The 24,839-nt window shown below is 65.2% G+C and carries 23 protein-coding genes and 1 other RNA gene; 9 read left to right on the top strand and 15 right to left on the bottom strand.

Annotated elements, in window-relative coordinates; genetic code table 11:
• Window positions 1–289: 289 nt before the first annotated feature.
• Entirely contained in the window at window positions 290–2,989 is a 2,700-nt protein-coding gene (locus V4558_06195) for a PAS domain S-box protein (GenBank protein MES2305076.1), read from the bottom strand.
• 80 nt (window positions 2,990–3,069) lie between these two features.
• Between V4558_06195 and V4558_06190 the strand changes: the two genes are divergently transcribed.
• The gene (locus V4558_06190; GenBank protein ID MES2305075.1) at window positions 3,070–3,909 is read left to right on the top strand and encodes a hypothetical protein; all 840 of its coding nucleotides are present in this window, start codon (window positions 3,070–3,072) and stop codon (window positions 3,907–3,909) included.
• A gap of 112 nt (window positions 3,910–4,021) precedes the next feature.
• Here V4558_06190 and yidC read toward each other — a convergent pair whose 3' ends face one another.
• Genes yidC through rpmH form a run of 4 tightly spaced genes read right to left on the bottom strand, consistent with a single transcriptional unit; the run spans window position 4,022 to window position 6,487 of the window.
• Window positions 4,022–5,749: a membrane protein insertase YidC gene (yidC, locus tag V4558_06185; protein MES2305074.1), complete on the bottom strand. Its 1,728-nt coding sequence runs from the start codon at window positions 5,747–5,749 to the stop codon at window positions 4,022–4,024.
• Window positions 5,750–5,763: 14 nt separating this feature from the next.
• Window positions 5,764–5,985: a membrane protein insertion efficiency factor YidD gene (gene yidD, locus V4558_06180; GenBank protein ID MES2305073.1), complete on the bottom strand. Its 222-nt coding sequence runs from the start codon at window positions 5,983–5,985 to the stop codon at window positions 5,764–5,766.
• On the bottom strand, window positions 5,982–6,329 hold the full coding sequence (rnpA, locus tag V4558_06175; GenBank protein MES2305072.1) for a ribonuclease P protein component: 348 nt from the start codon (window positions 6,327–6,329) through the stop codon (window positions 5,982–5,984). The genes yidD and rnpA overlap by 4 nt, the downstream gene beginning before the upstream one ends.
• On the bottom strand, window positions 6,326–6,487 hold the full coding sequence (rpmH, locus tag V4558_06170; GenBank protein ID MES2305071.1) for a 50S ribosomal protein L34: 162 nt from the start codon (window positions 6,485–6,487) through the stop codon (window positions 6,326–6,328). The genes rnpA and rpmH overlap by 4 nt, the downstream gene beginning before the upstream one ends.
• 138 nt (window positions 6,488–6,625) lie before the next feature.
• Here rpmH and dnaA point away from each other — a divergent pair, with 138 nt between their 5' ends.
• From dnaA to V4558_06155, 3 genes are all read left to right on the top strand, one after another.
• Window positions 6,626–8,017 (top strand): chromosomal replication initiator protein DnaA, encoded by a 1,392-nt coding sequence (gene dnaA, locus V4558_06165; GenBank protein ID MES2305070.1) that lies wholly within the window; start codon window positions 6,626–6,628, stop codon window positions 8,015–8,017.
• A gap of 228 nt (window positions 8,018–8,245) precedes the next feature.
• A complete protein-coding gene (gene dnaN / locus V4558_06160) occupies window positions 8,246–9,358 on the top strand; it encodes a DNA polymerase III subunit beta (GenBank protein ID MES2305069.1) in 1,113 nt (370 codons plus the stop codon).
• A gap of 130 nt (window positions 9,359–9,488) precedes the next feature.
• Entirely contained in the window at window positions 9,489–11,240 is a 1,752-nt protein-coding gene (locus V4558_06155) for a M28 family peptidase (GenBank protein MES2305068.1), read from the top strand.
• Window positions 11,241–11,476: 236 nt separating this feature from the next.
• On the opposite strand, the gene V4558_06150 is transcribed toward V4558_06155, so the two are convergent.
• The 4 genes from V4558_06150 to rnpB all read right to left on the bottom strand — a co-directional run bounded on the left by V4558_06150 (window position 11,477) and on the right by rnpB (window position 14,546).
• A complete protein-coding gene (locus tag V4558_06150; protein MES2305067.1) occupies window positions 11,477–12,361 on the bottom strand; it encodes a biosynthetic peptidoglycan transglycosylase in 885 nt (294 codons plus the stop codon).
• Window positions 12,345–13,208, bottom strand: a complete 864-nt coding sequence (locus tag V4558_06145) for a hypothetical protein (GenBank protein ID MES2305066.1) — start codon at window positions 13,206–13,208, stop codon at window positions 12,345–12,347. Before V4558_06145 ends, V4558_06150 begins: the two co-directional genes overlap by 17 nt.
• Before the next feature lie 112 nt (window positions 13,209–13,320).
• Window positions 13,321–14,082, bottom strand: a complete 762-nt coding sequence (locus V4558_06140; GenBank protein MES2305065.1) for a hypothetical protein — start codon at window positions 14,080–14,082, stop codon at window positions 13,321–13,323.
• A gap of 77 nt (window positions 14,083–14,159) precedes the next feature.
• An RNA gene (rnpB, locus tag V4558_06135) (RNase P RNA component class A) lies at window positions 14,160–14,546 on the bottom strand.
• A 135-nt stretch (window positions 14,547–14,681) separates the two neighbouring features.
• On the opposite strand from rnpB, the gene V4558_06130 reads away from it, so the two are divergent.
• Entirely contained in the window at window positions 14,682–15,527 is an 846-nt protein-coding gene (locus tag V4558_06130; GenBank protein MES2305064.1) for a helix-turn-helix transcriptional regulator, read from the top strand.
• 23 nt (window positions 15,528–15,550) lie between these two features.
• On the opposite strand, the gene V4558_06125 is transcribed toward V4558_06130, so the two are convergent.
• Both V4558_06125 and V4558_06120 read right to left on the bottom strand, forming a co-directional pair.
• The gene (locus V4558_06125) at window positions 15,551–15,970 is read right to left on the bottom strand and encodes an SgcJ/EcaC family oxidoreductase (protein ID MES2305063.1); all 420 of its coding nucleotides are present in this window, start codon (window positions 15,968–15,970) and stop codon (window positions 15,551–15,553) included.
• Complete coding sequence (locus V4558_06120) at window positions 15,967–16,641, bottom strand: helix-turn-helix domain-containing protein (GenBank protein MES2305062.1); 675 nt, start codon at window positions 16,639–16,641, stop codon at window positions 15,967–15,969. The genes V4558_06125 and V4558_06120 overlap by 4 nt, the downstream gene beginning before the upstream one ends.
• A gap of 130 nt (window positions 16,642–16,771) precedes the next feature.
• Here V4558_06120 and V4558_06115 point away from each other — a divergent pair, with 130 nt between their 5' ends.
• Entirely contained in the window at window positions 16,772–17,533 is a 762-nt protein-coding gene (locus V4558_06115; GenBank protein ID MES2305061.1) for a DUF5602 domain-containing protein, read from the top strand.
• 260 nt (window positions 17,534–17,793) lie between these two features.
• On the opposite strand, the gene V4558_06110 is transcribed toward V4558_06115, so the two are convergent.
• On the bottom strand, window positions 17,794–19,341 hold the full coding sequence (locus V4558_06110) for an MBL fold metallo-hydrolase (protein MES2305060.1): 1,548 nt from the start codon (window positions 19,339–19,341) through the stop codon (window positions 17,794–17,796).
• A gap of 165 nt (window positions 19,342–19,506) precedes the next feature.
• On the opposite strand from V4558_06110, the gene V4558_06105 reads away from it, so the two are divergent.
• Window positions 19,507–20,646, top strand: coding sequence for a histidine kinase (locus V4558_06105; GenBank protein ID MES2305059.1), 1,140 nt, complete (start codon window positions 19,507–19,509; stop codon window positions 20,644–20,646).
• Window positions 20,643–21,422: a LytTR family DNA-binding domain-containing protein gene (locus V4558_06100; protein ID MES2305058.1), complete on the top strand. Its 780-nt coding sequence runs from the start codon at window positions 20,643–20,645 to the stop codon at window positions 21,420–21,422. The genes V4558_06105 and V4558_06100 overlap by 4 nt, the downstream gene beginning before the upstream one ends.
• A gap of 25 nt (window positions 21,423–21,447) precedes the next feature.
• Here V4558_06100 and pyrE read toward each other — a convergent pair whose 3' ends face one another.
• On the bottom strand, window positions 21,448–21,999 hold the full coding sequence (pyrE, locus tag V4558_06095; GenBank protein ID MES2305057.1) for an orotate phosphoribosyltransferase: 552 nt from the start codon (window positions 21,997–21,999) through the stop codon (window positions 21,448–21,450).
• 4 nt (window positions 22,000–22,003) lie between these two features.
• Window positions 22,004–22,894 carry a serine/threonine-protein kinase gene (locus V4558_06090; GenBank protein MES2305056.1) on the bottom strand — a complete coding sequence of 297 codons (891 nt, stop codon included), beginning with the start codon at window positions 22,892–22,894 and terminating at the stop codon, window positions 22,004–22,006.
• An 80-nt stretch (window positions 22,895–22,974) separates the two neighbouring features.
• Here V4558_06090 and V4558_06085 point away from each other — a divergent pair, with 80 nt between their 5' ends.
• Entirely contained in the window at window positions 22,975–24,351 is a 1,377-nt protein-coding gene (locus V4558_06085; protein ID MES2305055.1) for a GWxTD domain-containing protein, read from the top strand.
• A 15-nt stretch (window positions 24,352–24,366) separates the two neighbouring features.
• On the opposite strand, the gene V4558_06080 is transcribed toward V4558_06085, so the two are convergent.
• Window positions 24,367–24,825: a hypothetical protein gene (locus tag V4558_06080; protein MES2305054.1), complete on the bottom strand. Its 459-nt coding sequence runs from the start codon at window positions 24,823–24,825 to the stop codon at window positions 24,367–24,369.
• Between the last annotated feature and the right edge of the window lie 14 nt (window positions 24,826–24,839).

The raw sequence follows: 24,839 nt of genomic DNA, 5'->3' as shown, positions 1-24,839 counted from the left end.
AAGGCCGGTATCTCGATGAGGTGCCGGCCTTCGTCCATACGCAGGCGGAGTTTCGCGGGCGTCGCGTCGTGGGTCCCTCGGAGCGCCTGTCCTGAGCGAAGCGTGAGGAGCCTCATGCAGCCCCGCGCACCAGCTCTAATGTCGCCAGCTCGACGCGCAGTCGGGCCAATGCAGCCGCGGAGAGGGAGCCCACGATGTGACACCCGATGGGGCTCAATCGTCGGGCGAACTGTCTGTCGCTGGAGGGATCAGTGCCGCGCGAGCGCGGCACCCACATAGAAGCAACAGCCTACCCTGGAAGCACGCTCGCGACGCGCTGCAGCAGTTCCTCCCGCGTAAACGGCTTCTCGAGAAAGGTGATCCCCGGATCGAGCACACCTTGATGCACGATGGCATCCTCGGTGTACCCCGACATGTACACCACGGGAATGCCGGGACGGAAGCGCGTCACCGCTTCGGCGACCTTCCGTCCATTGGCCTGCGGCAGCACCACATCCGTCAGCAGCATGTCGATCTTGCCGGTGTGATCACGCGCCAGCGCCTCGGCCTCGGCCCGGCCATCGGCCGTCAACACCTGATAGCCCGCCCGCTGCAGCGTCCGGGCAATGAGCGAGCGCACCAGCTGTTCATCCTCGACCACCAGCACGGTCCCCTGCGCCGCGAGCCGCGGCGCGGGCCGAGCGGCGGGTTGCTGCTTGAGCGCCGACGCCATCGCAACCGGCAGGAACACCTTCATCGCGGTACCGATGCCGGGCTCGCTGTAGACGTGGATCTGCCCGCCGCTCTGCTTGACGATACCGAAGGTGGTGGCCAGCCCGAGGCCCGTGCCGCCACTCTCGCTCTTGGTCGTGAAGAACGGCTCGAAGATCCGCTCTCGTACGTCGGGGGTCATCCCGGCCCCGGTGTCGCTCACGACCAGCATCGCGAAATCGCCAAGCTCGAGCCCTTCATGCGCTTCGGCTGACGTGGCGTCGATCGTGATGAGACCGGTCTCGACGGTGAGACGCCCTCCTTCCGGCATCGCATCACGGGCGTTGAGCACCAGATTCAGCAGCACCTGTTCGATCTGATTCGGGTCGGCCAGTGTCAGCACCGGCTCGGCCGCGAGACGCACCCGCTGATCGATATGCTCGCCAACCAGGCGACCAATCATCATCGCCATCCCGTCGACCAGGTGTGACAGGTTGATCACCGTGGGCTGCAGCACCTGCCGTCGACTGAATGCGAGCAGTTTCCGCGTGAGCTCGGCCGAACGCGCCGAGGCGCGCTGGATCTCCTGAATGTGCTGGGCCGGTCGCGGATCGGTCACATCAAGCGCGAGGAGTTCCGCAAATCCGTTGATCGCGGTGAGCATGTTGTTGAAGTCGTGCGCAATGCCGCCCGCGAGTCGACCGACCGCTTCCATTTTCTGCGATTGCAGCAGCTGTGCTTCCAGCGCCTTGCGCTCGGAGATGTCGCGCTCCACCGCCACCCAGTGTGTGTACCAGCCGGTGTCGTCGGTCACGGGTGAAATGTCGAGCTCGATCCAGAACTCCCGGCCATCACGCGTGTAATTGCAGAGCTCGACCCGGATCGGCTTCCACGAGGCGAGCGCGGTGCGCACGCGGTCGAGGGTGGCGCGGTCGGTGCGCGGCCCTTGCAGGAAACGCGGCGATTTTCCGATCACCTCGCTCGGCCGCCACCCGGTCATCCGTTCGAACGCCGGATTCACGAAACGGATCGTCGGCCCTGGCGCCTCGATCGGTTCGGCATCGGTGATCATCACCGAGTCATTGAGGTTGTTGATCGCCGTCTGCAGCAATCGCAGCTCATCTTCGGTCGCACGGCGCTCTACCGCGATGGCGGCGAGCCCTGCCATCTCCTGAGTCAGTTCGAGCTCGACCGCAGTGGGGATCCGGATCTCGCCGTAGTACACCGCGAAGGTGCCTAGTACCGCGCCACGTGCCGAACGGAACGGAACCGACCAGCATGCCAGCAGGCCGTTGCCCAGCGCGATGTCGCGATAGTCCTGCCAGAGCGGATCCGTCGCGATATCGGCCGCAATCACCGTTTGGCCGCGCGCCGCTGCCGCTCCGCACGAGCCGACCCGTTCGCCGATTTCCGCGCCATCGATGGCGGCGACGAAGGCCAGGGGGAGACTGGGGCTCGCGCCATGCCGCAGATGGCGGCCATCGTTTGTCACCAGCAGGATTGAGCAGCGCGTGTCCGGCATGGCATACTCAAGACGACGTACGACCTGGTTGAGCACATCTGGCAAAGGAACTCCGGTCGCCAGGTCGCGCAGGATCCGTTGGTGCCGCCGATCCAGTTCTTCCTGGCGCCGGCGTTCGGTCACATCCACCGCCACGCAGTAGAGCAGCCCTTCGTCGACCGCCGGCGACACCGACCACGCAATCCACCGCCAGCTCCCATCCGCGTGCCGCAGCCGGTTCTCGAACTGGATCGTTGGGACGCCGCTACCGAGAGACGCCCGCTCCAGCTTCGTGCGCGGCAGGTCCTCGGGGTGAACAAAGTCTTCCCACGGACGGGACGTGAGCTCCTCGGCCTCCCGGCCGAGGGTCGCACAGAAGGCCGGATTCACCAGTTTGAAGTACCCGTCGAGCCCTGCGAGAATGATCCCGTCGAGCGATAGCTGGACCAGACGCTCCCAGTGCACTGTGTCGTTGACTTCGCGGAACGTCACGGCAAGTCCGGAATCGACCGGCGTCGCGCGCACCGCGAACCAGACACCGACTCGCTCATAGAAGACCGTGAACTCGACCGTGACCCCTTCGGTCATTGCCCGCTGGTACGCCTGGTACGACGTCGTCCCGACCGATTGCGGGAACTCTTCCCAGATGTGGCGCCCGAGCAGGTGCTCCCGGCTCTGGCTCAGGATCTTCTCGGCCGCGGCGTTCAGGTAGCGGAAACGCCACCCTGCATCAAGGAGGAAGACGCCATCCCCGATGACTTCCATCGCCTGCACCAGCGAATCTGCGACCGAGGGCATCGAGGGTCCGGTGCTTGGGGAAGTCGAATTGCTACGACGGTTCACTCAATAGTGCTTCCGCGCCTACAATTCGCAACCAAATGCCGCTTCACGATCTGGTCTCTCCCTGGGCCGCCGCCGCCGAGGCGGATGACGCGCCGCACGCGCGCACGCGCTTCCGTGCCCGGCATGCGACGTTGCTCGAGTCCCTGCGGCTGCAGCGCGCACCGCACGACCACGAGCTGGCACTCGCGCTCGACCCGGTCGTCCTGCACCGCCTTGCCCGTCGCGCGGCGGACCCGGAATGGCAGCAACGACTGCGCGACACGGCGGCGCGAGCGTCCTCCCTGGGAGCCACTGTCCCGGCGACCATCACTCTCTTTGCTGGCGATGGGAGCGGCGACGCCGCCGAGCCGATCCCGTCCGGCACGCCGGTCGCGGCCCTCTTCGTGGAGCGCGGGGATGAGAGTGCGCTCGATGTGGCACTCGTCCGATCGCTCGCCGCCATCACTCGCTGGCGCGCACCCGACTCTCACTCCGCCGTTCGGGTATCCGCTACCGACCCCTGGGATCGCTGGGAGTGCGCCAGCCGGATTCCGCTCGCCGAGTGGGCCTACCTCGAGGGGGTCAGCCTCCACCTCGCCGCCGCTCTCTTCCCCGTGTTCGAGCCGCACCAGCTGCTCGGCATCTCGCGCGGCACCCTGCACCGAATGCGGGAACGGGAAAAGCTGCTGCGCCAGCTCTTCCTGGCCGACCTTGAGCAGACCTCACTCGGCGCCGTGCTTCGCTGGCTGGCTCCTGGCGCACCGCCCTCGGCCAGAACGGTCGGTGACGTGGTGCTCCCACCTGCCACGGGGCGCTATCTCGCCTGGCGAATCAGCGCCGAACGTGTCGCCCGGGTCGGTACCGCCGAGGCACTGAGAATGCCGGTGGGCGCCTGACTAGAGACTAGAGACTAGAGACTAGAGACTCGCAGAATGTAAGAGGCCGGCATCTCGATCAGATGTCGGCCTCTCAGGTCTTCTCTAGTCTCTAGTCTCTAGTCTCTCATCTCTATTTCTTCTTCGTCCCGATCACCACCGGCGCATTCCTCGCTTCCATCACCTTCCGCCGCTCCTTCATGATCAGCCACTGCTGCGGCAACGAGACCATGTTCTGTACGGCGTAGTACAGGTTCAGGCCGGAGGCGAACTTCGAGAAGAAGATCAGCATCATCAGCGGCATCAGCCACGACATCATCTTGGTCTGCGGATTGGGCGGCATTCCCATCATGCCGATCTTCGAGACCGCGAACATCGACGACGCCATCAGCACCGGAATGATGTAGAGCGGATCGAACTGGGCCAGGTCGGGCATCCACAGGAAGCTCACGCCGCGCAACTCGATCGTGTTCTGCAGCACGAAGAAGACCGCCACCAGCATCGGATACGGCAGCAGCATCGGCCAGCAGCCGCCGAACGGGTTGACGTTGTTCTCCTTGTAGAGCTTGAACATCTCCTGCTGCAGCCGCGCGGGATCCTCCTTGTACTTCTCCTGGATCGCCGTGAGCTGGGGCTGGATCGCCTGCATCGCGGTCATCGACCGCATTGCCTTCTGGTTGAGTGGCCAGAGCACCAGGCGAATCATGATGCCGAACGCCACGATCACCAGGCCGTAGCCCAGCCCCAGTGCGTGATGCATCCAGATGAACAGATCGCGCAGCGCCACCGCGATCGGCCGAATCACCGGCCGGAGCCAGGCCCAGCCGTAGGGGTTCACGTCATCGAAATCGTGACCCATGTGGTTGAGGCGATCGTATTCCATCGGCCCGACATAGAACGTCACCCCGAACTTCCCGCTCGCCGGGACCGAGAGCGACGCCGCAATGCTGGCGCGGACCGGCTTCTCCGGGAGCGCATCGGGGGCGATCGCCCGCACACCACCGATCCGGCCGTTGAAGCGCTTGGGGCCAAGTGAGTCGTAGGCAAAGGCGCCCACCACGAAATACTTGCTCTTCACCGCCACCCATTCGAAGGGTCCGCTCAGCGTCGTCGGCTGGCGCGGCACCAGGGTCATGATTCGCGTGAGCTTGGTGCCGTCCTGCTTGGTGACGATGGCGCGTTCGCGATGATCCTCGACGAGATTCTTTTCTGAATCGCGAAAGCCATCGCCCAGCGAGACCAGCAGGGTGCCGCCCCCCGCCGAGAGTCCGGTGACTTCGCCGTCGACGTGCACCCGGAAATCATCCGGCGCGAAGTGGTAGCGCAGGGTGATGCCGTAATTACCGGACGTGCCGGTGAAGGTGACGATCTCGTTGCCGTCGCTCGGCGTGAGCGAATCGACCGACGCTGTGTAGGCCACGCGATCGAGCCGCAGCGTGTCGCCGGCGATGGCAAGCTTGGCATCCAGGAGCGACGTCCCGGCCGGCAGCAGCTCGAGGGTATCGGGCTTCCCGGTCGCGAGCGTGTCGCCGCGCGCCATCGACTTGTAGCGCAGGAAGCGCGACGAAATCATTCGCCCGCCATGCGTCGAGATGGCATAGCGGTAGAGCGGCGAGCGCACCACCACGGTGTCTTCGGCCACCACGGGCGCGGTGATTGCCGCGCTGTCGGGGGTGGCGGGCGCGGCCGACATCACCGGTGGCCCGGAGTCGCTCCGCGTGAGGGCGGGAGTCTGCGATGTATCCCCGGGGGCGACCGCCGCAGCATTCGGCTTCGGGGCCGGCTTCTTGAGAAGCAGCGAGGGAACCATCGCGATCAACATGATCAGCGCGATCGCAAAGAGCGGTCGGCGGTCGTTCACTGTGAGCTCACGTGTCAGGGTACCGGGTCATATCCACCCGGGTGCCACGGATGGCAACGTGCCACCCGCTTGAGACCAAGCCATCCCCCGCGAAGCGCGCCATAGCGCTGCACCGCTTCGAGCGCGTAGGCCGAGCAGGTCGGTGAGTACCGACAGGCCGGAGGAAGAGCCGGAGAAATGAAGCGCTGGTAGCCACGAATGAGGAGGGCGAGGGCCCGGGAAGGGAGCTGTTTCACGACTGGAACGTGCTGGCCCAGGCCGCGAGCTCCTCGCGCAGGGCGGCGAATGACGCCCCGTAAGCCTCTTTCCGCGCCCGGAAGACCACATCCGAAGCGGGCAGGCGCTGGGTCAGCTCGCGTCGCCAGAGGTCCTTGAGCCGCCGCCGCAAACGATTGCGGGCCACCGCGCTCTGCTGGAACCGAGGTACGATCAGTCCCATCCGCGAATGGCCCGCCACAGCTGGCGTCCAGAAAATGTCGAGGTGCGCTCGGCGGGAACGACGGCCGGTCCGGAGGACCAGGTGAACGTCAGACCCGCGGACCAGCCGGTGCGAGCGCGGAAGGCGCTCGCGGTCGGTCAGACGCGCGCGTGCTTCGAGCCAATGGACACGGACAGGCGCTTCCGCCCCTTCTTCCGGCGGCGCGACAGGACCGCACGGCCCCAGCGATCTTCCATCCGGTTCCGGAACCCGTGCTTGGCGATACGGCGCTTGTTGCGCGGCTTGTATGTCGGCATCATAACTGGGCACTCCCTCCAATAGAGCCAGACAAGCTACCCGTCAGTACCCCCGAATTCAAGGGTTTGACTTTTCCACATTCGGGACCTAGAATCGGCCTCCCTGAACGACCGACCTACCCGAAAAACCGTGCCCAATAGATGCCGCTGACCGCCAAAGATCTCTGGAAGCGTGTGCTCGAGGGAGCCAAGCGCGATATCCCCGAGGCCATGATCCAGACCTGGTTGGCGTCCAATGAAGCCATTTCCTTCGAGGGCGGTAGCCTCGTCGTCAGCACCCCTGACGACTTCGCGAAGCGCTGGAACGAAGAGAAATACGCCGTGGCCCTGACCTCCGTCGCGACCGAAGCCGCCGGCGAGCCCGTCGCCGTGTCGTTCCGCGTGGCCGCCGAGCGCCAGAAGCGGCCGCAGATGGATCTCTTCGTGCCGCAGGCCGTGGCCGAACCGGGTGCGATGCTCGCGACGCCGGCGAACCCCAGCGCCCAGCCGCTCAACGATCGCTATACGTTCAACTCGTTCGTCATCGGCAAGTCCAACGAACTCGCCGCCGCCGCCGCGCACGCCGTCGCCGAAGCGCCTGGCAAGCAGTACAACCCGTTCTTCATCTACGGCCCCACCGGCCTCGGCAAGACCCACCTGATGCAGGCGGTCGCGCACGAAGTTCTGGCGAAGAACCCCGGTGCGCGCGTGCTCTACGTTGGCGCCGAACAGTTCATCAACGAAGTGATCGAAGGGATTCACGGCCGCACGATGCCCGACCTGCGGCGTCGCTATCGCGCCGATGTTGATCTGTTCATCGTCGACGACGTGCACTTCCTCGAAGGGAAGGAAGCGACCCAGGAAGAGTTCTTCCATACCTTCAACGCGCTCTACGAGGCAGGCAAGCAGATCGTCCTGACCTCCGATCGCCTGCCGAAGGAAATTCCCGGCCTCGAGGCGCGACTCGTGTCCCGCTTCGAGTGGGGCATGGTGGCCGACGTCAAGCAGCCCGACCTCGAGCACCGGATCGCCATCCTGCGCAAGAAGCAGGAGCAGGATCACCTCGAGACGACCATTCCCGACGATGTCCTCCGCTTCATCGCGGAAAACGTTCGGTCGAATGTGCGCGAACTCGAAGGGTGCATCATCAAGCTGCTGCTCTATGCGTCGCTCCGGCATCGCGAGATCTCGATCGATCTCGCGCGCGAGGCCCTGGCCGACAAGATGCGGCCCAGCGACGAGGCCGATGCCCGGTCACGGACCCTGCCGACCATCGAGAAGGTCCAGGAGGTCGTGGCGCGGCGCTGGGGCGTGACCCCCGAGGGGCTCAAGTCCAAGGCGCGCATCAAGACGCTCACCGTGCCGCGGCAGATCGCGATGTTCCTGGCGCGCGAGCTCCTGCAGATGCAACTGGTCGAGATCGGTCAGGCCTTTGGTGGCCGCGATCACTCGACCGTCATCCACTCGGTGGACAAGGTCCAGTCGCAACTCGGCCGCGATCGCCAGTTCCGGGAGCGCGTAGAATCGGCCCGCGCGGAGTTGTTGACAGTCTAGTGCACACTGTGCATGACGTCATCGTGGATGACGTTGGCAGTGCGGATTGTCGTGGGGAAACCGGAGCGTGTTCCCCAACGTCAACGTGGTATCAACGTGGTTGCAGGGGCGTAGCTCGCTACGCCCTATGGAGTTGGAGAGTGGGTCCACAATTCCCCACCCTCTACGACTACTACTAGAGTCTTATTAAGTGTATTTAGCAGGAACTACAGCAACCCGGGGACGTCGATGAAGTTGACCATCACGCGTGAGCAGCTCCAGGAGGGACTCGTCGCAGTCGCGGCGGCTGTGCCATCCAAGACCACGCTGCCCGTGCTAGCCAACATCCTCCTCGAAGCGTCGAAGGATGGGCTGCGACTTTCCGGCACCGACCTCGACATCGCCGTCAGCACGCTGGTGCCCGCATCGGTCGATCAGGAAGGCGCCATCACGCTCCCGGCCCGCAAGCTGGTCGAGCTGGTGCGCGAACTGCCGAGTGCCGGCATCCGGCTCACCACGCAGGGCGAACAGCGTGTCACCATCGAGTGCGGCCGCTCGAAATTCAAGCTGCTCGGATTGCCGCGCGAAGAGTTCCCGGCCTTCCCGCAGGTGGCCTTCGATGGCTCGTCCAAGACCACTGCCCGCGATCTGCAGAAGCTGGTGGCGCACGTGGCCTTCGCCGCGAGCACCGAGGAGAGCCGCCCGATCCTCAACGGCGTGCTCTGGCAGCTGATGCCCGACCGGATGCGGATGGTCGCGACCAACGGACACCGCCTCGCCAAGATGGAAGTGCCGCTGCAGGGCATCGCCGGGCAGGAAGCCGAGCTCATCGTGCCGCCCAAGGCGCTGGAGCAGTTCCGCAAGCTCTTCGGACCCGACGATGAAATCGAGATCGGCCGCTCCGACAATCACCTCGGCTTCCGGTCCGCCACGACCCAGGTCTTCACGCGTCTCATCGAAGGGCCGTATCCGAACTACGAGCAGGTGATTCCCCGCGAGAACGACAAGGTCGCAACGGCCGAGAAATCCTCGCTGATGTCGGCGCTGCGCCGCATGGCGATCGTCGCAAGCGACCAGACCCACCGGATCCGGATGTCCTTCGGCGATGGTTCCTGCCGGTTGTCCGTGACCACGCCCGACCTCGGCGAAGCCCAGGAAGAGATCACCGTGTCGTACGATGGCGAGCCACTCGATATCGGCTTCAACGCGAACTATCTGCTCGAAGTGCTGAAGTACATGCCGACCGACGAGGTCCGTCTCACCTTCAAGGCGCCCGAGCGCGCCGCGACGGTGGAACCCGTGGGCTGGGACGATCCGGCCGCGTACCTGACGCTCGTCATGCCATTGAGGTTGCTGGACTAGGAGGGTGGTGTGGGTGCTGCGCTTGCGCGGCACCCAGGGCTCGCCTCCGCAGTAACCTCCGACCCGCGCCGCGCGTATGAACCCCGACTCGTTCTTCTCCGTCTCGACCGCACCACGAAGGAACCTCCCGATGCGCAATCGCTCCATCGCGTTCTCGCTGCTCACGGCCCTCGCGGCGTGCAGCGGCTCACGGCCTGGCAATTCTCCCGTCCCCAGCGGCGACAAGGTGGTCTGGCCCGACGAGGGTCCCCGCACCTGGGCCCCGCGTCCGACCGAAGCGGCAATCACCGCCAACGACCTGCGCACGCGGCTCTATCAACTCGCAGATGACTCGATGATGGGCCGCGAGGCCGGGACTCTCGGGAACTTCAAGGGCACCGAGTACATCGCGCGCGAATTCAAGCGCCTCGGCCTCCAGCCGGGCGGCGACAATGGCACCTGGTTCCAGGAGTTGCCGCTCGGGCCAACCGGCTATGAGCTGGCTCAGAGTCGGCTTGCCATCGGCGGTGCTGCGCTCGCGCCGGTCACCGACTGGGTTCCCACGGCGCCGTCGGCTCTCAACGGCCTCGCGGCAAAATTCACCGGCGATAACCTGCCGACGGTTTTCGGCGGACGCTGGGGCGACACGACGGTCCTCCTCGACCCGGCCCTGCTCCGTGGCAAGGTCGTGGTCTTCCTTCCCGCCGCGACGAACGCCTCGGCAACGGGAACGCGCGGCACCACCGCGGTGCGCGATAACCGCGCCCAGAACGCCGGCGCCGCAGCCATCCTCGTCGCCTCGCTCGACGGCATGAACCGCGCTCTGCTCAACGGCGTCTTCGCCGGCCGGATCGCGATGAAGCCCGCGACCCTCCCCGGCGCGAATGCCACGGCCGGTGGTGCCAACATTTCACTCGCCGCCGCGGCAAAGATCTTCGGCAAGCCACTCGACCAGCTCAGCATCGGCGCGACCGGACAGCCGGTGGCCGGCGCCTGGAGCTACGAGTGGCGGATGTCGAAGTACCCGGGGCGCAACGTCATCGCGATCCTGCCGGGGACTGACCCGACCCTCCGTGCGACCTATGTCCTGATCGGTGCGCACAACGACCATATCGGCATGAACGCGGCCGCGCCCGATCACGATTCGCTGCGCGCCTACAACCGGATCATCCGCCCGCAGGGCGCCAATGATGCGGCACGCACGCCGACCGCCACCGAGCAGCACCTGATCGATTCGATGATCGCACGGGCGCGCAGCATTCGCCCGATTCGCCGCGACTCCGTCAACAACGGCGCCGACGACGATGGCTCCGGCACCGTGGTCCTGCTCGAGATCGCCGAACGCTTTGCGACGCAGACGCCGCCACGCCGCTCGATGATCTTCATCTCGCACGTCGGCGAGGAGAAGGGCCTCCTCGGTTCGCGCTGGTTTGTCGATCATCCGACCGTCCCGCTCGATTCCATCGTCGCCGCGCACAACATGGACATGCTCGGCAAGGGTCGCGTCACCGACGTGCGCTTCGGTGGCCCCAACTCCGTGCAGATGCTCGGGTCGCGCCGACTCTCGGCCCAGTTCGGCGAACTCGTCGATTCGGTCAACGCCGTGCGTAGCGAGCCGATGGTCATCGACTACTCCTGGGATCGCACCAACGCCCTGAATCGCTTCTGCCGCTCCGACCAGGTCAGCTACTTCGCCAAGAGCATTCCGGTCACCTACTTCTCGCTCGGCTACGCGGTGGATTACCACCAGCCCACCGATGAGCCGCAGTACATCGACTACGATCACGGCGCCAAGCTCGGACGCTTCGTGCACGACATCGCCGAAGCCATCGCAAATCGGCCGACGCGCCTCACCGTCCTTCCGCCAGAGCAGCGCGACATGAGCGCACGCTGCGGCAACTAGGAGATTCGTCGATCGTTGACGGATGATGGATGATGGATGACGGATGACGGATCACGGACCCGAAGGCCGGCACCTCGATGAGATGCCGGCCTTTGTACTTGTCGTGCTATGGAGATTCGCGGGGAACAGAGAGGAAAGGGGCGCGGTGCGGGGGGCCGTCAGAGGAGGATCAGTAGGGAGCGCATCCATAGCCGACGCTGCTGGCGCCGGCGCGGCACCCACATAGGGGCAACAGCCTACTTGGGAATCGAATCCGGCGGTGCGGGTGGGATCACCTGGCTGTCCGGCCGCGCAGGATCCGGAATCGGCGACGGAATATCTGCCGGCTGGTCGGTCTCCTCCACCGGCACCTCCACCTTTTCGCCCCGCAGGCGACGAAGGATCAGGTTCCTCCTCCAGTTCATCCGACCAGAGCGATAGTTTGGATTGCTACTACGCGGAAATGGAAGCACGGCGGCCAGCGTGGCGGCCTGTTCCGGCGAAAGCCCGCGGGCCGACCGCCTGAAGTAGCGCTGGGAGGCCGCCTCGACCCCCCAGACCTCATCGCCCATCTCAGCGGTGTTGAGGTATAGCTCCATGATCCGGTCCTTGGAGAGCCAGAACTCGAGCCGCCAGGCGGTGACCGCCTCTTTCACCTTGCGCAGCGGATTCCGCGAGGGCGAGAGGTAGAGATTCTTCGCGAGCTGTTGCGTGATCGTGCTGGCCCCGCGGACCGAGCCCCGTTTGCTCCAGCTTCGCCTCACTGCCCGCGCGAGGTCTGCCCGATCGCGAGAATTGCCCAGGGCAAAGGAGTCGCGCGGATATCCCACCGCCTTCCGCATCTCGACAAAGTCGAAGCCGCCGTGCTCGTAGAACCGGTTGTCCTCCCCGATCATTACCGCTCGCTTCATCACCGGCGCGATCTGGCTCATCTCCACCGGGTCGTACTGGCGCTTTTCGGCGGCGGCCGGGTCGGCGTCACGACGCATCGCCATGAACGCGGTCTCGTGCGGGAAGTGCGCTGCGTACCAGACCGGGGGTGGCCACACCGCGAACAGCCACAACAGAAAAAGCCCCGACGCCGCAAAGACGCCGAGGATGATCTTTCGGGTGCGCGTTAGCGGCCTAGGGCCGCTCGGCACGCGCGGAGGTCGAATAGCGGAAGGTGGTCCGGCTGTAGCGCATGGTCGGGATTGTCTGCTTCACCGACGGGATGGTGATGAACTGCGCCACCGAGTCCTGCAAGACGGCACCATCGACTCTGCCATCGGCAGTGAGGTAGTAGTATCCGACGCGACTACCCTGCGCCGTCATCGTCATTTCGCGTCCCGCCTGCGATCCTTTGCCGAGCTGCTCGAACTCCTCGCGGACCCGGACCGGATACACTGACATGCCACCTCGATCGGTCCGTTCGCCAGCCGACCAGCTGCGTACTCGCTCTTCCTGGGCCCGGAAGACTTCGACCTGGACCGAACCAGACAGGGTGTCTTTCCAGCGCGTGCCCACGGGCGCCCCGCCCAGGGGAACCATCGGAACGAGGGCGCGCACGGCCGAGGTCAGGTCGTCGCCGAGTGGGGTGGCGCGGGAAATCCGCAGCCCTTCGATCCGCCCTGCACCGGTAATCCGGCCCGACCAACGCGTTCCGCGCGCGTCAGCGGCGGCTTCGACCGACGGCGGTTGCAGGGAGAGGGAATCGAGCACCGCCGTGAAGCTGTTGTTGCTGCCGATTTCCATCGTGAAGCGCGCCATTCGCCCGACGTGCTGGACCTGCCGAGCCCCATTGGGGAGTGTCAGCACCAGCGAGTCCTGCCGCTGCATCGTGACCGTGGCGCCCCAGCCGCTTCGCAGTGAGACCAGCGCCCGAGCGCCCGACGTCTCGGCGGCACGGGGTGCCGGTCGAGTGACCGGTTCCGGGTCGTGGCCACACCCTGCCAGGGTGGCGAGCGACAGCGCCAGGGCGAGGAAACGCAGATGTCGGGGAGGCATCATGGAAGGTTACCACCGCGCGCCGTGAGAGAGCAGGGGAGGAACGCACTTCGGGGTGTGTGACGTCGAGGACTCCTCGCATCACACACCCCGAATGGCCCTGCCGAGTAGCGCCTTAGTTGATCTGGCTAATCGTCACCGACGACACACCCTTCACCGGAATGGCATCCGACATTCCGGCCGGCACCACCGCCACATCGACGTTATTGGTGAGCGTCGCGCTCTTCACCGGGCCCTTGGCCGACGACGTCATCGAGCGGGCACCCTTTGTGGTCCCCGTCATCGCGTTCTGGCCGCCGTCCATGCTCATCTTGCCGGCGCTCACGCCCTCGAACATCATGGCTTCGCCCGCGCCGCCCTTCACCGTCCACATCGTGACCGACGACGTGTTGTTGGTGCCGGCTTCGCTGGTCGTGGTCGTCGTCGCGGTGTCACTGTAGGTGTCGCCCGCCTTGAGACCGGCCTTGGTGTTGCCGGGGAAGAGAATCGCCACAGCCTGGGCCAGCGACGTCAACGCGAGGTTATCGGCAATCGACGGCTTCGGCGTGCCCTGCACCTTGCCATTGACGACGTACAGGTGGAAGAAGCCACCCTTGGCGCCGGCGCCGAGCGAAGGATCGAACTGCTGCGCCATGGTGCCGGTCGGCGTCAGCGTCATCGAGTCCACAACCACGTGCGCCAGCTGACCAGCGCCGGAATCGCTCATCGTGACCGAGACGAATGCGACGATCCCGAGATCGCCAGTCATCTTCGCCTGACCCATCGCGGACAGGTCGACTTCCTGCGACGTCTTCATCTCGATCTTGTAGCGCAGCGGCGCGACCGGGGTGGAGACCACACCGAATGTCGTTGCCAGCGCCAGGAGACCTGCGAGCATGCATACCTCTGTGAAGTGGTGAGGAGCGCCAGTGCGATCCCCTTGGTGCTTTCGCCGCGTCTCCGTGAAGGCGACGCGGCACGGGTAAGACTGTAAGCCGAGTTCTGTTCGGTGTCGTTTGCACGGCACCGGATGATCATCTATCTGGGATGGTCGTCGCCGACCACCTCGAGCAGCCTACCCGCGGCTGTTAACGGTGCGGGCCGCACCTCGCCGCCTATTTGGCCTTGCTCCGACCGGGGGTTACCGTGCCCCCTCGCTTGCACGAGGAGCGGTGGGCTCTTACCCCACCGTTTCACCCTTACCTGTGCCCGATGCTTGTGCACCGGGTCATCGGCGGTCTGCTCTCTGTTGCCCTGTCCGTCGCCTTGCGGCGCCCAGGCGTTACCTGGCGATCTGCCCTGTGGAGCTCGGACTTTCCTCGATCCGGGTTGCCCCGAACCGCGATCATCGCATCCTACCCGCCCCTGAAAACTAGCGGCCCGGCCCCATACGCGTCATCCGGTGCCGCTGTGTCACCTCCGGCAGTACGTCCCCGGTTGAGTGTCGGTTGAGGGGGAGGCGGCATTCTGTCGGCGTCTCCAGCCGGAGGAATGCCGATGCTTGCCCCGATCCCCGCAACTCCTACCATCGCCGCAGTGCTCGATCCGCACGAACGTTCCCGCGTCGATGCCGCCAGCGGCGGCTCCTTCTCGGTGGTGCACCGCGAGACCGTGCGCGACGCCATCCGGGTGGTACGCGAACGACCGGTCGACGCCATGCTGGTATCGGTCCGGCGGTGTGCTGGTGAAGCCCCTGCCCTGCTCGAGCAGTTCACCCGCGCCTTCCCGGCGATCCCCACCGTCGCACTGGTGACGCAGCGCGAGCCCGGCGACGCAGAAGCGCTGCTGCGGCTCGGCGCCACCGGTGTCCGTCAGGTGGTGGACGCGACCGATCCGAGCGGCTGGAGACGCCTGCGCGAGGTCCTGGGTGCACCACCGGCCGAGCGGGCCCTCTCGGTGCTGGTCCCGGTCCTCGCCGCCCTTGGTCCGTTGCCGGGCAGCTCGCGTCGTTTCTGGGAGGAGCTGATTCGTACCGCCCCCGAAACCACCACCGTGCGCAAACTCGCTCGCAAGCTCGCCATCACACCGTCGACCTTCGTCTCGCGCTTCGTGCGCGCCGGATTGCCATCGCCCAAGGACCACCTCGTGGCTGTCCGACTCTGTCACGCCGCCAGGCTCTTCGACGAAGGCGACCTCACCGTGGCCGACGTCGCCTACCGTCTCGAATATGCCTCGCCGCAATCCTTCGGCAGACACCTGCGCGTCGTGCTCGGCATTACGCCGAGCGAGTTCCGATCACGCTATCCGTTCTGTGTGGTATTGGATCGATTTCTCGATCGGATGGTGAAGCCGCACGTGGAGACGTGGCGGACGTTCAAGCCGTTGGCGCCGGGGAAGGGATGAAGTGGCGCGAACTCCGCCGGCGGTCATCGCCTCGATGGCAGGACCGCAGTGTTGTGACAGGTCGTGATCCACCAGCGGCCGTCACGCTTCGTAAAGATCTCTACCATCCGTGTCTCGAGTGTTCCATGCCGTGTTGGCAGAATGCCTGGGGGTAGCGCCGCGAAGTTGGTGAGTGTGGTCAACAACTCGGCGGCAGCGCTATCCGGTGCGGTGAAGCGTAGCCGTTCGACCACGATGGCAAGGTGTGTCTGGGCGAATGGTCCCTGAAACATTGCGGCGTGACGCGCTTCGCATCCTTCGCGCGTCTCCCATCGCTGCCCCAGGATGTTGGTGAACCCCAGATCGGGTGCGCTGTCCGCGACCCAGCCGCGAGCATCTCCACGGTTCCAGGCCACGGCTTGCGCCGCGATAATCTGCTGGATCAACTCCTCGTCATCGATCATTTCGTTGCGTCGGCCTCATGAACACTTGCCGCGAGCAGCGCCCGTGCGGTCCAGCGGGTCACTTTCTCTGCCGCCGGAGCGGAGAGACCCCGCACGTCCTGAAGCAGAAAAAGTGAATCCATTCCGACACACGAAGCGAGCGCCGAGACCAAGCGGTCGAACTGTGATTTCCCCAGGCGCGTCTTCACCGGCGCCACGGCAGCACTGAGCCATTCGATCCGACGGTATCCCCGCGTGGGCTTCTCATCTCCCACACGACCAGCGGTCAACCGGATCATTGTCCTCAGCAACGGCTCGTTCTCCAGTGCCAACCGGTGCATCACTCCCACTGTTGCGTCGAGCCGTGCCTCCGCCTCCGCTACGTCGCCCAGCGGTTTCGGGTTGTCGGCGAGGGCGGCCGCGAGGGCGGCCTCCACTTCGGGACGCAGCCGCTCGAGCGACGCCTCCACCAGAAGCTGATCCTGCGTCGGGAAGTAGCGATACGCGGTACGGCGGGAAACGTCAGCGGCGTCGGCGACCTCTGCGACCGTCGGCACCGATCCTTCGGCCATCAGCCCGGCGGCGGCCGCCAGAAGCGCGGCACGGGTGCGGCGCTTCTGCCCATCGCCGCGAGCGTCGTCGGTTGTGGTGGGACCATTCCGACCGGTTTCCGGCGGTGGCTTGACAGTCATGGGGGCAAAGATAGATTGCCAGACGATGTCACACCAGTGACACGGTAGCACTCAAGTGTCACCACGGCATTTTTCCGACACTCAGGGGGACGGTATGACGTTGCATCGAGGGGGGTGGGTTTCGAGGGGCTTGGCGTGCACGGTACTGGCGGCGATCGGTGTCTGGGCTGTCGGGTGTAGCAGCGACAGCACCGGGTCCAACGCCCAACTGGCAACCACGTACGGGGCGGCCGTGGCACTCGGCAGCGGGAGCGCCCGTGCCTATCAGGTGACCGAGAACGGGACCCCGACAGAGGTCGGCGTGGCGCTGAGCGAAGCGGCACTCGACGGGCTTCCGAGCGCACCACAGATGGGTGGATACGAGTACGTGCTGCAGCTGCCAACGGGGAACATGACCCAGTACCAGACGGTTGGGCTGAACTGGAATCCGACAGGGCATCCGCCTTCGACGGTTTATACCCTGCCACATTTTGATGTCCATTTCTACATGATCGCGTCCGCAGAGCGAGGCGCCATCGATCCGTCCGATCCAGCCTTTGCGGCCAAGGCGGCCGCGCTTCCCGCCGCCGGCTACCAGGCCTCAGGTTACGTCGCCGACCCACCTGCGAACGTCATCCCGCATATGGGGCTGCATTGGACCGATTCCAACGCAGGAGAATTCCACAACCAGCCATTCACTCGGACCTTCATCTACGGTTCGTGGGATGGCCGGTTCGTCTTCCTTGAGCCGATGATCACGCGCGCCTACCTCTTGACACACCCCGATGAAGTCGTGCCGCTGGGGAGCCCCGTCCAGCACGCAATCAACGGGTACTATCCCGCCGGATACCGGGTGAGCTGGAATGCGGCCGCGGCAGAGTACCGCATCGCGCTGGCCAATCTTTCGAAGTAATCGGTGGCTGGGTACGGCCAGGAAAGCGGAGGGTTGTCGGGCGAGGGGATTTCGTTGTTCGGAGACTCTGGCCATGCCAGCGCGGCACCACCCGTGACTACCCGTCGATCATGAATCGACGGGTAGTCCGAGTTCTTTCGCCGACACGAGCGCATGTCGTAAGAGCGACCTCGTCAGATCACCGAGGATGCAAACGGCGGGCGAGGATTCGGCCGCCGTTTCGACTCCACCCTTCAGCCTTCCACTGCGCCCAGCGGAACTCAGGGCGCTGTCGACACGCCGGTTGCCTCGGAGACCGAGCGACGGAGCTCGTCCATGGTACCCATGCGGCCGTGTCCACCGACAATCGTCTCGACGTGCAGGTTCAGCTCGCGAAGCTTCTGGTCGAAGAACAGCGTGAGTGGCTCTGCCGGACCTAGGCGGCCCACCAGGCTTACCAGGAAGAGGTCGCTGACGAAGACGATCCGTTCCCGGGGCAGGTACGCCAGGACCATGTCGTCGGCATGTGGCGAGTTGCGGAGATTGTAGAGCTCGACGACATGATCGCTGTCGCTGAACACGCGCTTGGTGTCAAACACCTCGGTTGACAGTCCTCGTGGCTGGAGTGACAGCCGGTCCGGACTGAGGGGGTGGGCGATCGCTGCGAGTCGTTGCAGGAACGCGAGATTCCCTCGGGGGGTCACGATGGTGCTGCCCTCGGCAACATAGCCGCGGATGCCGCCTGAATGGTCGATGTGGTAGTGCGTGGGCACCAGATACCGGATCGGCTTCCCCGGGACGGTTTCCTTGATCTTGGCAATGATCGCCTGCGACACGCCGTCGTTGAGCGGGGCCTCGATGACCAGCACGTAGTCCTTGAACGCGACGAACATCGAACTGTAGAAAAAGATGCTGCCCGTTTCGACAGCATCGACATAGTACACATCCTTGGCGATCGGTGTGATGGTGATTGGTCGCCGCGCCCCCCCGACCTCGGGGCCCAGCGTGGCGTCTGCCGGTCGTTCGAAGTGGCGTGCATCCGGATGCTCATTGAATCGGATATCGTGATAGCGGACGTCGGCGCGGACAACGCCGTTAGCACGGGTGACCGCATGAAATGGAACCTGCAGGCCGTTCACGCGTCGATAGTCCGAGAAGCGAGTCTCGGTCGTCGTCGATCCGTCAAGAAAAGTATCGCTCAGCCCCTCGAAGGCAGTCAGCATTCCTGTCGCGGTATCGAAATACAGCGTGGTTTGACTGCCGTCCGATTCGGAGAACGTGATGGCATCCTCCCGGTCATGGCCCTGGGCCCTCCGACCCAGCCATCGGAGTGTACTGCCGCGGCTCGCCGCGGCCTGCAACTGCAGGAACGGAAAGGTGCGCTGGTTCGTCCGCTTGCTGGTAGCCAGTGCAGTGGCGCCAAAGGGGTAGAGGGCGTTCGCGCGCAGATCGACGGTAAAGCCGGCAGTCGGGGTCGTCACGACCGCGCTGCCGCGCTTGCCGCTTCCCAGATAGTGTGTCTCCCGCACCTGGTAGAATCGATTGTTGGCGAGATCAAAGATTCCCTCGCTTTCCAGGGGACGCAGGTAGGCGGAAGCGTCCGGGGAGGCGCTCTGCCCGATCTCCGGAATCGTGGCACTGAAGCTGAAATGGATATCGTCGACCGACTGAATGACGTTCATCCCCCCCATTGCCGTGATCCCGCGATCCAGGATGGCCCGAGCGTGGGTAGAGGACGATGCCGTCAGCGATGTCGGTCGCTGCGCCAAGAGGTGCGGATTCTCACGTACCAATAACAGGACGCCAAGGACAATTGCGGTTCTGCTCACTGGTTCCTCCGGAAGCGTGGAGAGGCGTGCCACGAATTCCCGACGATGCCCGGGACGATGCGCCCGATGCAAGGAAATGGTGGCGTCCGGTCCGGGGTTGGGGACGAACGGTCTGGAGAGGGTTGCGCTCTTGACTATCCCGGCGCGACCGGGACTTCATCCAGTATGTCCATCGCCGCCATCGACCCCGTCATCGTCCCGAAGCGAAAGGGTTCACGCGGCCGGCCGTTGCTCGTGGCGCTGGTGTGGCTGGTCGTGGCACTGGTGTTCACCACGCAGAATTACCTCGGTGTCGTCACACGTCACGAGCAGCCTGATTGGCTGATCGTGGCCGGTTTCGAGTTCGAATACTGGCTGACTTTCGCTGTCGCGAGTCCGTTCTTCGGCTCGATGGCGCGGCGGTTTCCGATTGGACAGGGGGAGACCGCACGAAGTCTGGTGGGGCACCTGGTTGGCGGGGTGTGCTTCGCACTCCTGCAGCCCGTGGCGGCGGACCTCCTGCAGGCCGCCACTGCAAGATGGGCATCGACGACTGCCGCTGATCGGTTCCTCGCGGGAATGGTGGCGCGCTATCCCGTCCTCGCGCTCATCGCATGGTGGAAGTATGTCGTCATTATCGGAGTCTATCACGCCATCCACTATCATCGCACCTACCGCGAACAGGAGGCTCGCGCCGCGCAACTCAAGGTGCAGCTCGCGTCGGCGCAGATGAACGCCTTGCGAATGCAGCTGCAGCCACATTTCCTGTGTAACGCCCTGAATGCCGTGGGTGCCTTGCTCGTGAGCACTCCCGAGCGCGCCCACGACATGCTGGCCGCATTGGGAGACATGCTGCGCGAGACCATGGATGCCGGCACCGAAGCCGAAGTACCGATTACCCGCGAGTTGGCGTTTCTCGATCGTTACCTCGGCATCGAGCGGATTCGATTCGAGGAGCGACTCGCCGTGCGATACCACCTCCCGGAATCACTCGAATACGCGCTCGTGCCAAGCCTCATTCTGCAGCCACTGGTGGAGAATGTCATCCACCACGTCGTGGCCCGCCGGGCATCGCCACAGACGCTCACCGTTCGGGCAATCGCCGAAGGCGCGCTGCTCCATCTCGAGGTGGAAGACGACGGTCCGGGGTTGCCCGTGGGCTGGAGCTTTGCAGGCCATGCTCGGGGTGGGCTCAGGAATGTTCAGGCCCGGGCGGACGTGGCCAACTCCGTCCCGCTTCCGCTCACATTTTCTTCGGGCGGTCGCGGCCTCTGCGTACGCCTCACGCTACCGTTGCACTACGCGAATGAAGGCGTTCGGCTGTGACGGCAACCAGTGGTACCAGCCGACCGTATCGTGCCCTGATCGTGGATGACGAACGATTGGCCCGGGTGGGACTGCGCGCGATGCTTCGCGAACATCCCGAGTTCGTGTGCGTAGGGGAGGCGTCGAGCGGGCCGGCGGCGGTGATTGCCATCAGGACCGCCCGACCCGACATCGTCTTTCTCGACATCGATATGCCCGGGCAGGACGGCTTTCGGACGCTGGCGGGACTTGAGCCGTCCATCCGGCCCGCCGTGGTGTTTGTCACTGCGCATCGGCAGTTTGCGCTGGACGCGTTCGGTGTCGACGCCATCGATTACCTGCTCAAGCCCGTCGGTCGACAACGCCTCGCACAGACTGCTCGTCGCGCGGTGCAGTTTCTTCAGAGGGCCCCAGCCTCAGGCCGTGCCGCGGGCACCGTGCGACCTGGCAGCAGCGGGGGCGGATCGGCCGAGCGCCTTCCCCTCAGGGACGGTGATCGACTGCTGTTCATCAGTCCGTCGGATGTCCGGTGGTTTGAAGTGGAGGGCAACTACCTCCGCGCCGCCGTCGGCCAGAATATCCTGCAGGTACGCAGCTCCCTGAATGCCATTATCCCGCAGCTGGGAGCTGGTGCGTTCGCGCGAATCAGCCGATCGGTGCTGGTGAATGTCGCGCACGTCGAGAGCGTGCGCCCGCGTCACAATGGCCAGTTCGACCTGACGATGTGCGGCGGGGGCCGTCTCTGCTCGAGCCGACGGTACCGCGCGGAGGTGCGCAAGCTCCTGAAACGGACGTAGTGCGCGCCGGGGTGTGCCGCCCCCTTCAGCCCAGACCCAGCTCCGCAGCCGAGATCAACGCGACGACGACGATTCCTGCTGCTTCGATCTTCTCCCGTCCACCGGCCTCGCGATCAACAACCGCGAGTACGCCGAGCACGTTGCCGCCCGCGGCACGGACCGCAGCGACAGCAGTGAGCGCCGAGCCGCCGGAGGTGATCACATCTTCGATCACCACCACGGAGTCGCCGGCGGCGAAGTTCCCCTCGATCAGCTTGGCCGTGCCGTGCTGCTTGGCTTCCTTGCGCACCGAGAAGGCATCGAGTGGTGTCGGATCATGCGCGCTCGCGGCCGCAATCGCGTAGCTCACGGGATCGGCCCCCATCGTCAGGCCGCCAACGCTGCGCGGCTGCCACCCCGCGGCACGCACCGCAGCGAGCCCGAGCCGGCCGATGAGAATCTGGCCACGCGCGGACATCGTGGTGAGTCGGCAGTCGATGTAGTAGGAGGACTTGGCACCACTGGCGAGTGTGAAATCGCCGAAGCGTACCGAACGCTCGCCCAGCAGTGCGACGAGCGCCGTGTGGTCGGCGCTCACCACGTCAGTTGCGGCTGAAGAGCGAACCGAAGAAGCCCTTCTTCTCCGGCTCTGCCGTGGCCGCGTCACAGAACGCCGCCGTGAAATCGCGGATCGTCTTCCAGCGCTTGCTGAGATCGCGCGACAATCCCTTCATCACGACCTCTTCAAGTCGCGGCGAGAACTTCAAGCCTTTCTCCGCCATGTTGAGCTGGATCGGATCCTGGGTCAGCAACTGCTGGAAGAGTTCGCGCGGGTTCTTGCCCGGAAACGGCGTCACTTCCGTCAGAAGCTGGTAAGCGATGACGGCCAGCGAATAGACGTCGGCCTGCTCACCCACGAGCTCGCCCGAAAGCGCCTCGGGAGCCACGTATTGCAGGGTTCCGACGAAGAATCCGGCGCGCGTGAGCCGCTCTTCCTGCGGCAACTCGGCGTCCCGCGCGATCCCGAAATCGAGCAGCCGGGCCGTCTGGGTTGCCGGGTCGTACATGATGTTCGCCGGCTTCAGGTCGCGGTGAATGATCCCGGCGCGATGCGCCTCGGTGAGGGCCGCGCCCAGCTGCTGGATCATGTTCGCGGCGACCGCCGTCGAGAGCTTCCCCGACCGTCCCAGGAAGGTCTCCAGCGGCTCACCCTCGGCCCATTCGAGGGCCAGGTACTGGACCCCGCCGGATTCGCCGAAGTCGAAGGTGCGCACCACGTTGGGGTGTACCACACGGGCGCCGAATTCGGCCTCGCGCAGGAAGCGCTTGACCGCGATCGGGTCGGTGGCAAGCCGGGGGCGAAGCACCTTCAGCGCGACCCTGCCGCGCTCCGGATGCTCAGCGAGATAAACCTGGGCGGTACCGCCTTCACCGACCGCCTTCTGGACGGTGTAGCCGGCAATCGTCTGACCGACGAGGGGATCTTGTGCCATGGGGATTCCACTAAGGTACCGAACGTCCTAGCACGCCTGCAAGCGCAAGCGAGTCCGGTTCGCTCGTCTTATACTGGTATATGCGCCTCATATCTCTCTGCCGCCCTCGTGCGGCCCGCGTCGTAGCGGCGTTTCTCCCCCTCCTTGCCGCCTGTACCACCTGGCAGCGGGTGGGCGAAAATCCGGCGTCTTCTCCTGAGCAGCAGCTCACCCAGCTGTTCAATCCCGCCGCCCTCTATACCAGGATGGGCCGCTTCGTCTCCACCGACCAGCTCTTCTACGTCGGCTCGATCGCCTTCGTCCCGGGTCGCGGTGACTCGACGCTCGCTGTCATCGGCCTCTCGCTCTCGAACCGCGAGTTTGCCTTCCAGCGCGACGGCGCCGGCTACACCGCAAAGTACCGAGTCGAGTACCAACTCACGCGCCCCGGCGTACCAACCATCCTGCTCGCGCGGGATGAGGCGATCCGGGTGGCCTCCTTCCAGGAGACGCTCCGGACCGACGAAAGCATCCTCCTGCAGCAGGAGACGCTCGTCGCCCCCGGTGATTATCAACTCACGGTGCGGGTCCGCGACATCGGCAACACCCAGATCGGCACCGCGACCCAGAAGGTCGTTGCCCCTCGCTTCGCGCCCGGCTCGATCACCGCGCCGATTCTCGCCTATCAGGTCCGCGGCCGCGGCAGCCGCAACGACTCGCTCACCATTGTCCTCAACTCGCGCGGCTCCGTCGCCTTCGGTGGTGACACGCTGCTGGTCTACCTTGAGGGCATCGGTTTCAAGAGCCGCACCACGGTCCCCCTCGAAGTGCGCGACGAGCGTGATACCGTGATCTACAGGACCAACGTGGTCTTCGACGGGGTGCGGGAAATCGAGAGTCAGGCGGTCCGCATCACCCCCGACTCGGCTCCACTCGGTCAGCTCGAAATCGTCGTCGGCAGTGGGGCCGCCGTCCAGCGCAACTCGGCCGTCGTGTCGTTCTCGCAGAACTGGGTGGTCACCAACTTCGACGACCTCATCTCGCTGCTGCGCTATTTCGGACAGGATCGCCGACTCGATGCGATGCGTCGCGCCAAGGCCGGTGATCGCGCCTCGCTCTGGCGCGAGTTCTATCGCGCCACCGATCCGAACCTGCAGACGCCCGAAAACGAAGCGCTCGATCGCTACTTCGGCCTGGTTTCGCTCGCGAACCAGCGCTTCCCCGGCGAAGGCGTCCCCGGGTGGCGCACCGACCGCGGCGAAGTCTTTGTCTCCCTCGGCGAACCCGATGAAGTGCTCGATCAGGGGCTGCAGCAGCAGGGGCGCTACGTCAGGTGGACCTACAACGACCTGCGACTCGCCCTGGTCTTTCAGGATGTCACTGGGTTTGGTCGCTTCCGGCTGACCCCCGCCTCGCGCTCCGATTTCGAGCGGGTTCGCGTCCGCCTGCAGGCTCAGGCACCGTCCACCGGTCCCTGAGCCGCAGGAGCGCGCTCACCACACCACGGCGATCTGGATCGGCAGGGCAATCAACATGACCGCGGCCTGATTGGTCGCAATCGCTGCCAGCAAAGCACCCCCCGCGATCAGCGGGGAGAAGAGCAGTCGGCGCACCGTTTTTCTCGGCACCGGGTCGGCGAGATGGACCCCGGTCCCCAGCAATAGCCCCTCGCCAATCGCCGCGCCGATGATCGCCCCCACCAGGCCACAGTCCTCACAGCCGCCTGTGTCAGTGGCGCGATCGATCGCGGAGCCGACGTAGGCACCGCCCACGAGTCCGATCCCACCACCCACCAATGCCCCGATGATCTTGCTGCCCGTGCGATCAACCGAATCCGCGCGAGTCGTCGGCCGATACCGGTGAATCGGCGTGGTCAGGGGCCGGGGAAAGCGATTCTCGATCCGCTGCGCCGGAAGCGGCCCCGCCGCCAACCCCACCAGCACCCCGGCCATCACGGCGCGCGTTA

The sequence above is a fragment of the Gemmatimonadota bacterium genome, assembly GCA_040388535.1.
GTDB lineage: Bacteria > Gemmatimonadota > Gemmatimonadetes > Gemmatimonadales > GWC2-71-9 > Palsa-1233.
This window is presented reverse-complemented; position numbering and strand designations above follow the sequence as displayed.

Bases quoted from the DNA above. Each gene is read 5' to 3' on its own strand.
- V4558_06195 (MES2305076.1), bottom strand. From the start codon at position 2,989: ATGCCCTCGGTCGCAGATTCGCTGGTGCAGGCGATGGAAGTCATCGGG.
- V4558_06190 (MES2305075.1), top strand. From the start codon at position 3,070: ATGCCGCTTCACGATCTGGTCTCTCCCTGGGCCGCCGCCGCCGAGGCG.
- rpmH (MES2305071.1), bottom strand. From the start codon at position 6,487: ATGATGCCGACATACAAGCCGCGCAACAAGCGCCGTATCGCCAAGCAC.
- dnaA (MES2305070.1), top strand. From the start codon at position 6,626: ATGCCGCTGACCGCCAAAGATCTCTGGAAGCGTGTGCTCGAGGGAGCC.
- dnaN (MES2305069.1), top strand. From the start codon at position 8,246: ATGAAGTTGACCATCACGCGTGAGCAGCTCCAGGAGGGACTCGTCGCA.
- V4558_06155 (MES2305068.1), top strand. From the start codon at position 9,489: ATGCGCAATCGCTCCATCGCGTTCTCGCTGCTCACGGCCCTCGCGGCG.
- V4558_06145 (MES2305066.1), bottom strand. From the start codon at position 13,208: ATGATGCCTCCCCGACATCTGCGTTTCCTCGCCCTGGCGCTGTCGCTC.
- V4558_06140 (MES2305065.1), bottom strand. From the start codon at position 14,082: ATGCTCGCAGGTCTCCTGGCGCTGGCAACGACATTCGGTGTGGTCTCC.
- V4558_06130 (MES2305064.1), top strand. From the start codon at position 14,682: ATGCTTGCCCCGATCCCCGCAACTCCTACCATCGCCGCAGTGCTCGAT.
- V4558_06125 (MES2305063.1), bottom strand. From the start codon at position 15,970: ATGATCGATGACGAGGAGTTGATCCAGCAGATTATCGCGGCGCAAGCC.
- V4558_06120 (MES2305062.1), bottom strand. From the start codon at position 16,641: ATGACTGTCAAGCCACCGCCGGAAACCGGTCGGAATGGTCCCACCACA.
- V4558_06105 (MES2305059.1), top strand. From the start codon at position 19,507: ATGTCCATCGCCGCCATCGACCCCGTCATCGTCCCGAAGCGAAAGGGT.
- V4558_06090 (MES2305056.1), bottom strand. From the start codon at position 22,894: ATGGCACAAGATCCCCTCGTCGGTCAGACGATTGCCGGCTACACCGTC.
- V4558_06085 (MES2305055.1), top strand. From the start codon at position 22,975: ATGCGCCTCATATCTCTCTGCCGCCCTCGTGCGGCCCGCGTCGTAGCG.
- V4558_06080 (MES2305054.1), bottom strand. From the start codon at position 24,825: ATGGCCGGGGTGCTGGTGGGGTTGGCGGCGGGGCCGCTTCCGGCGCAG.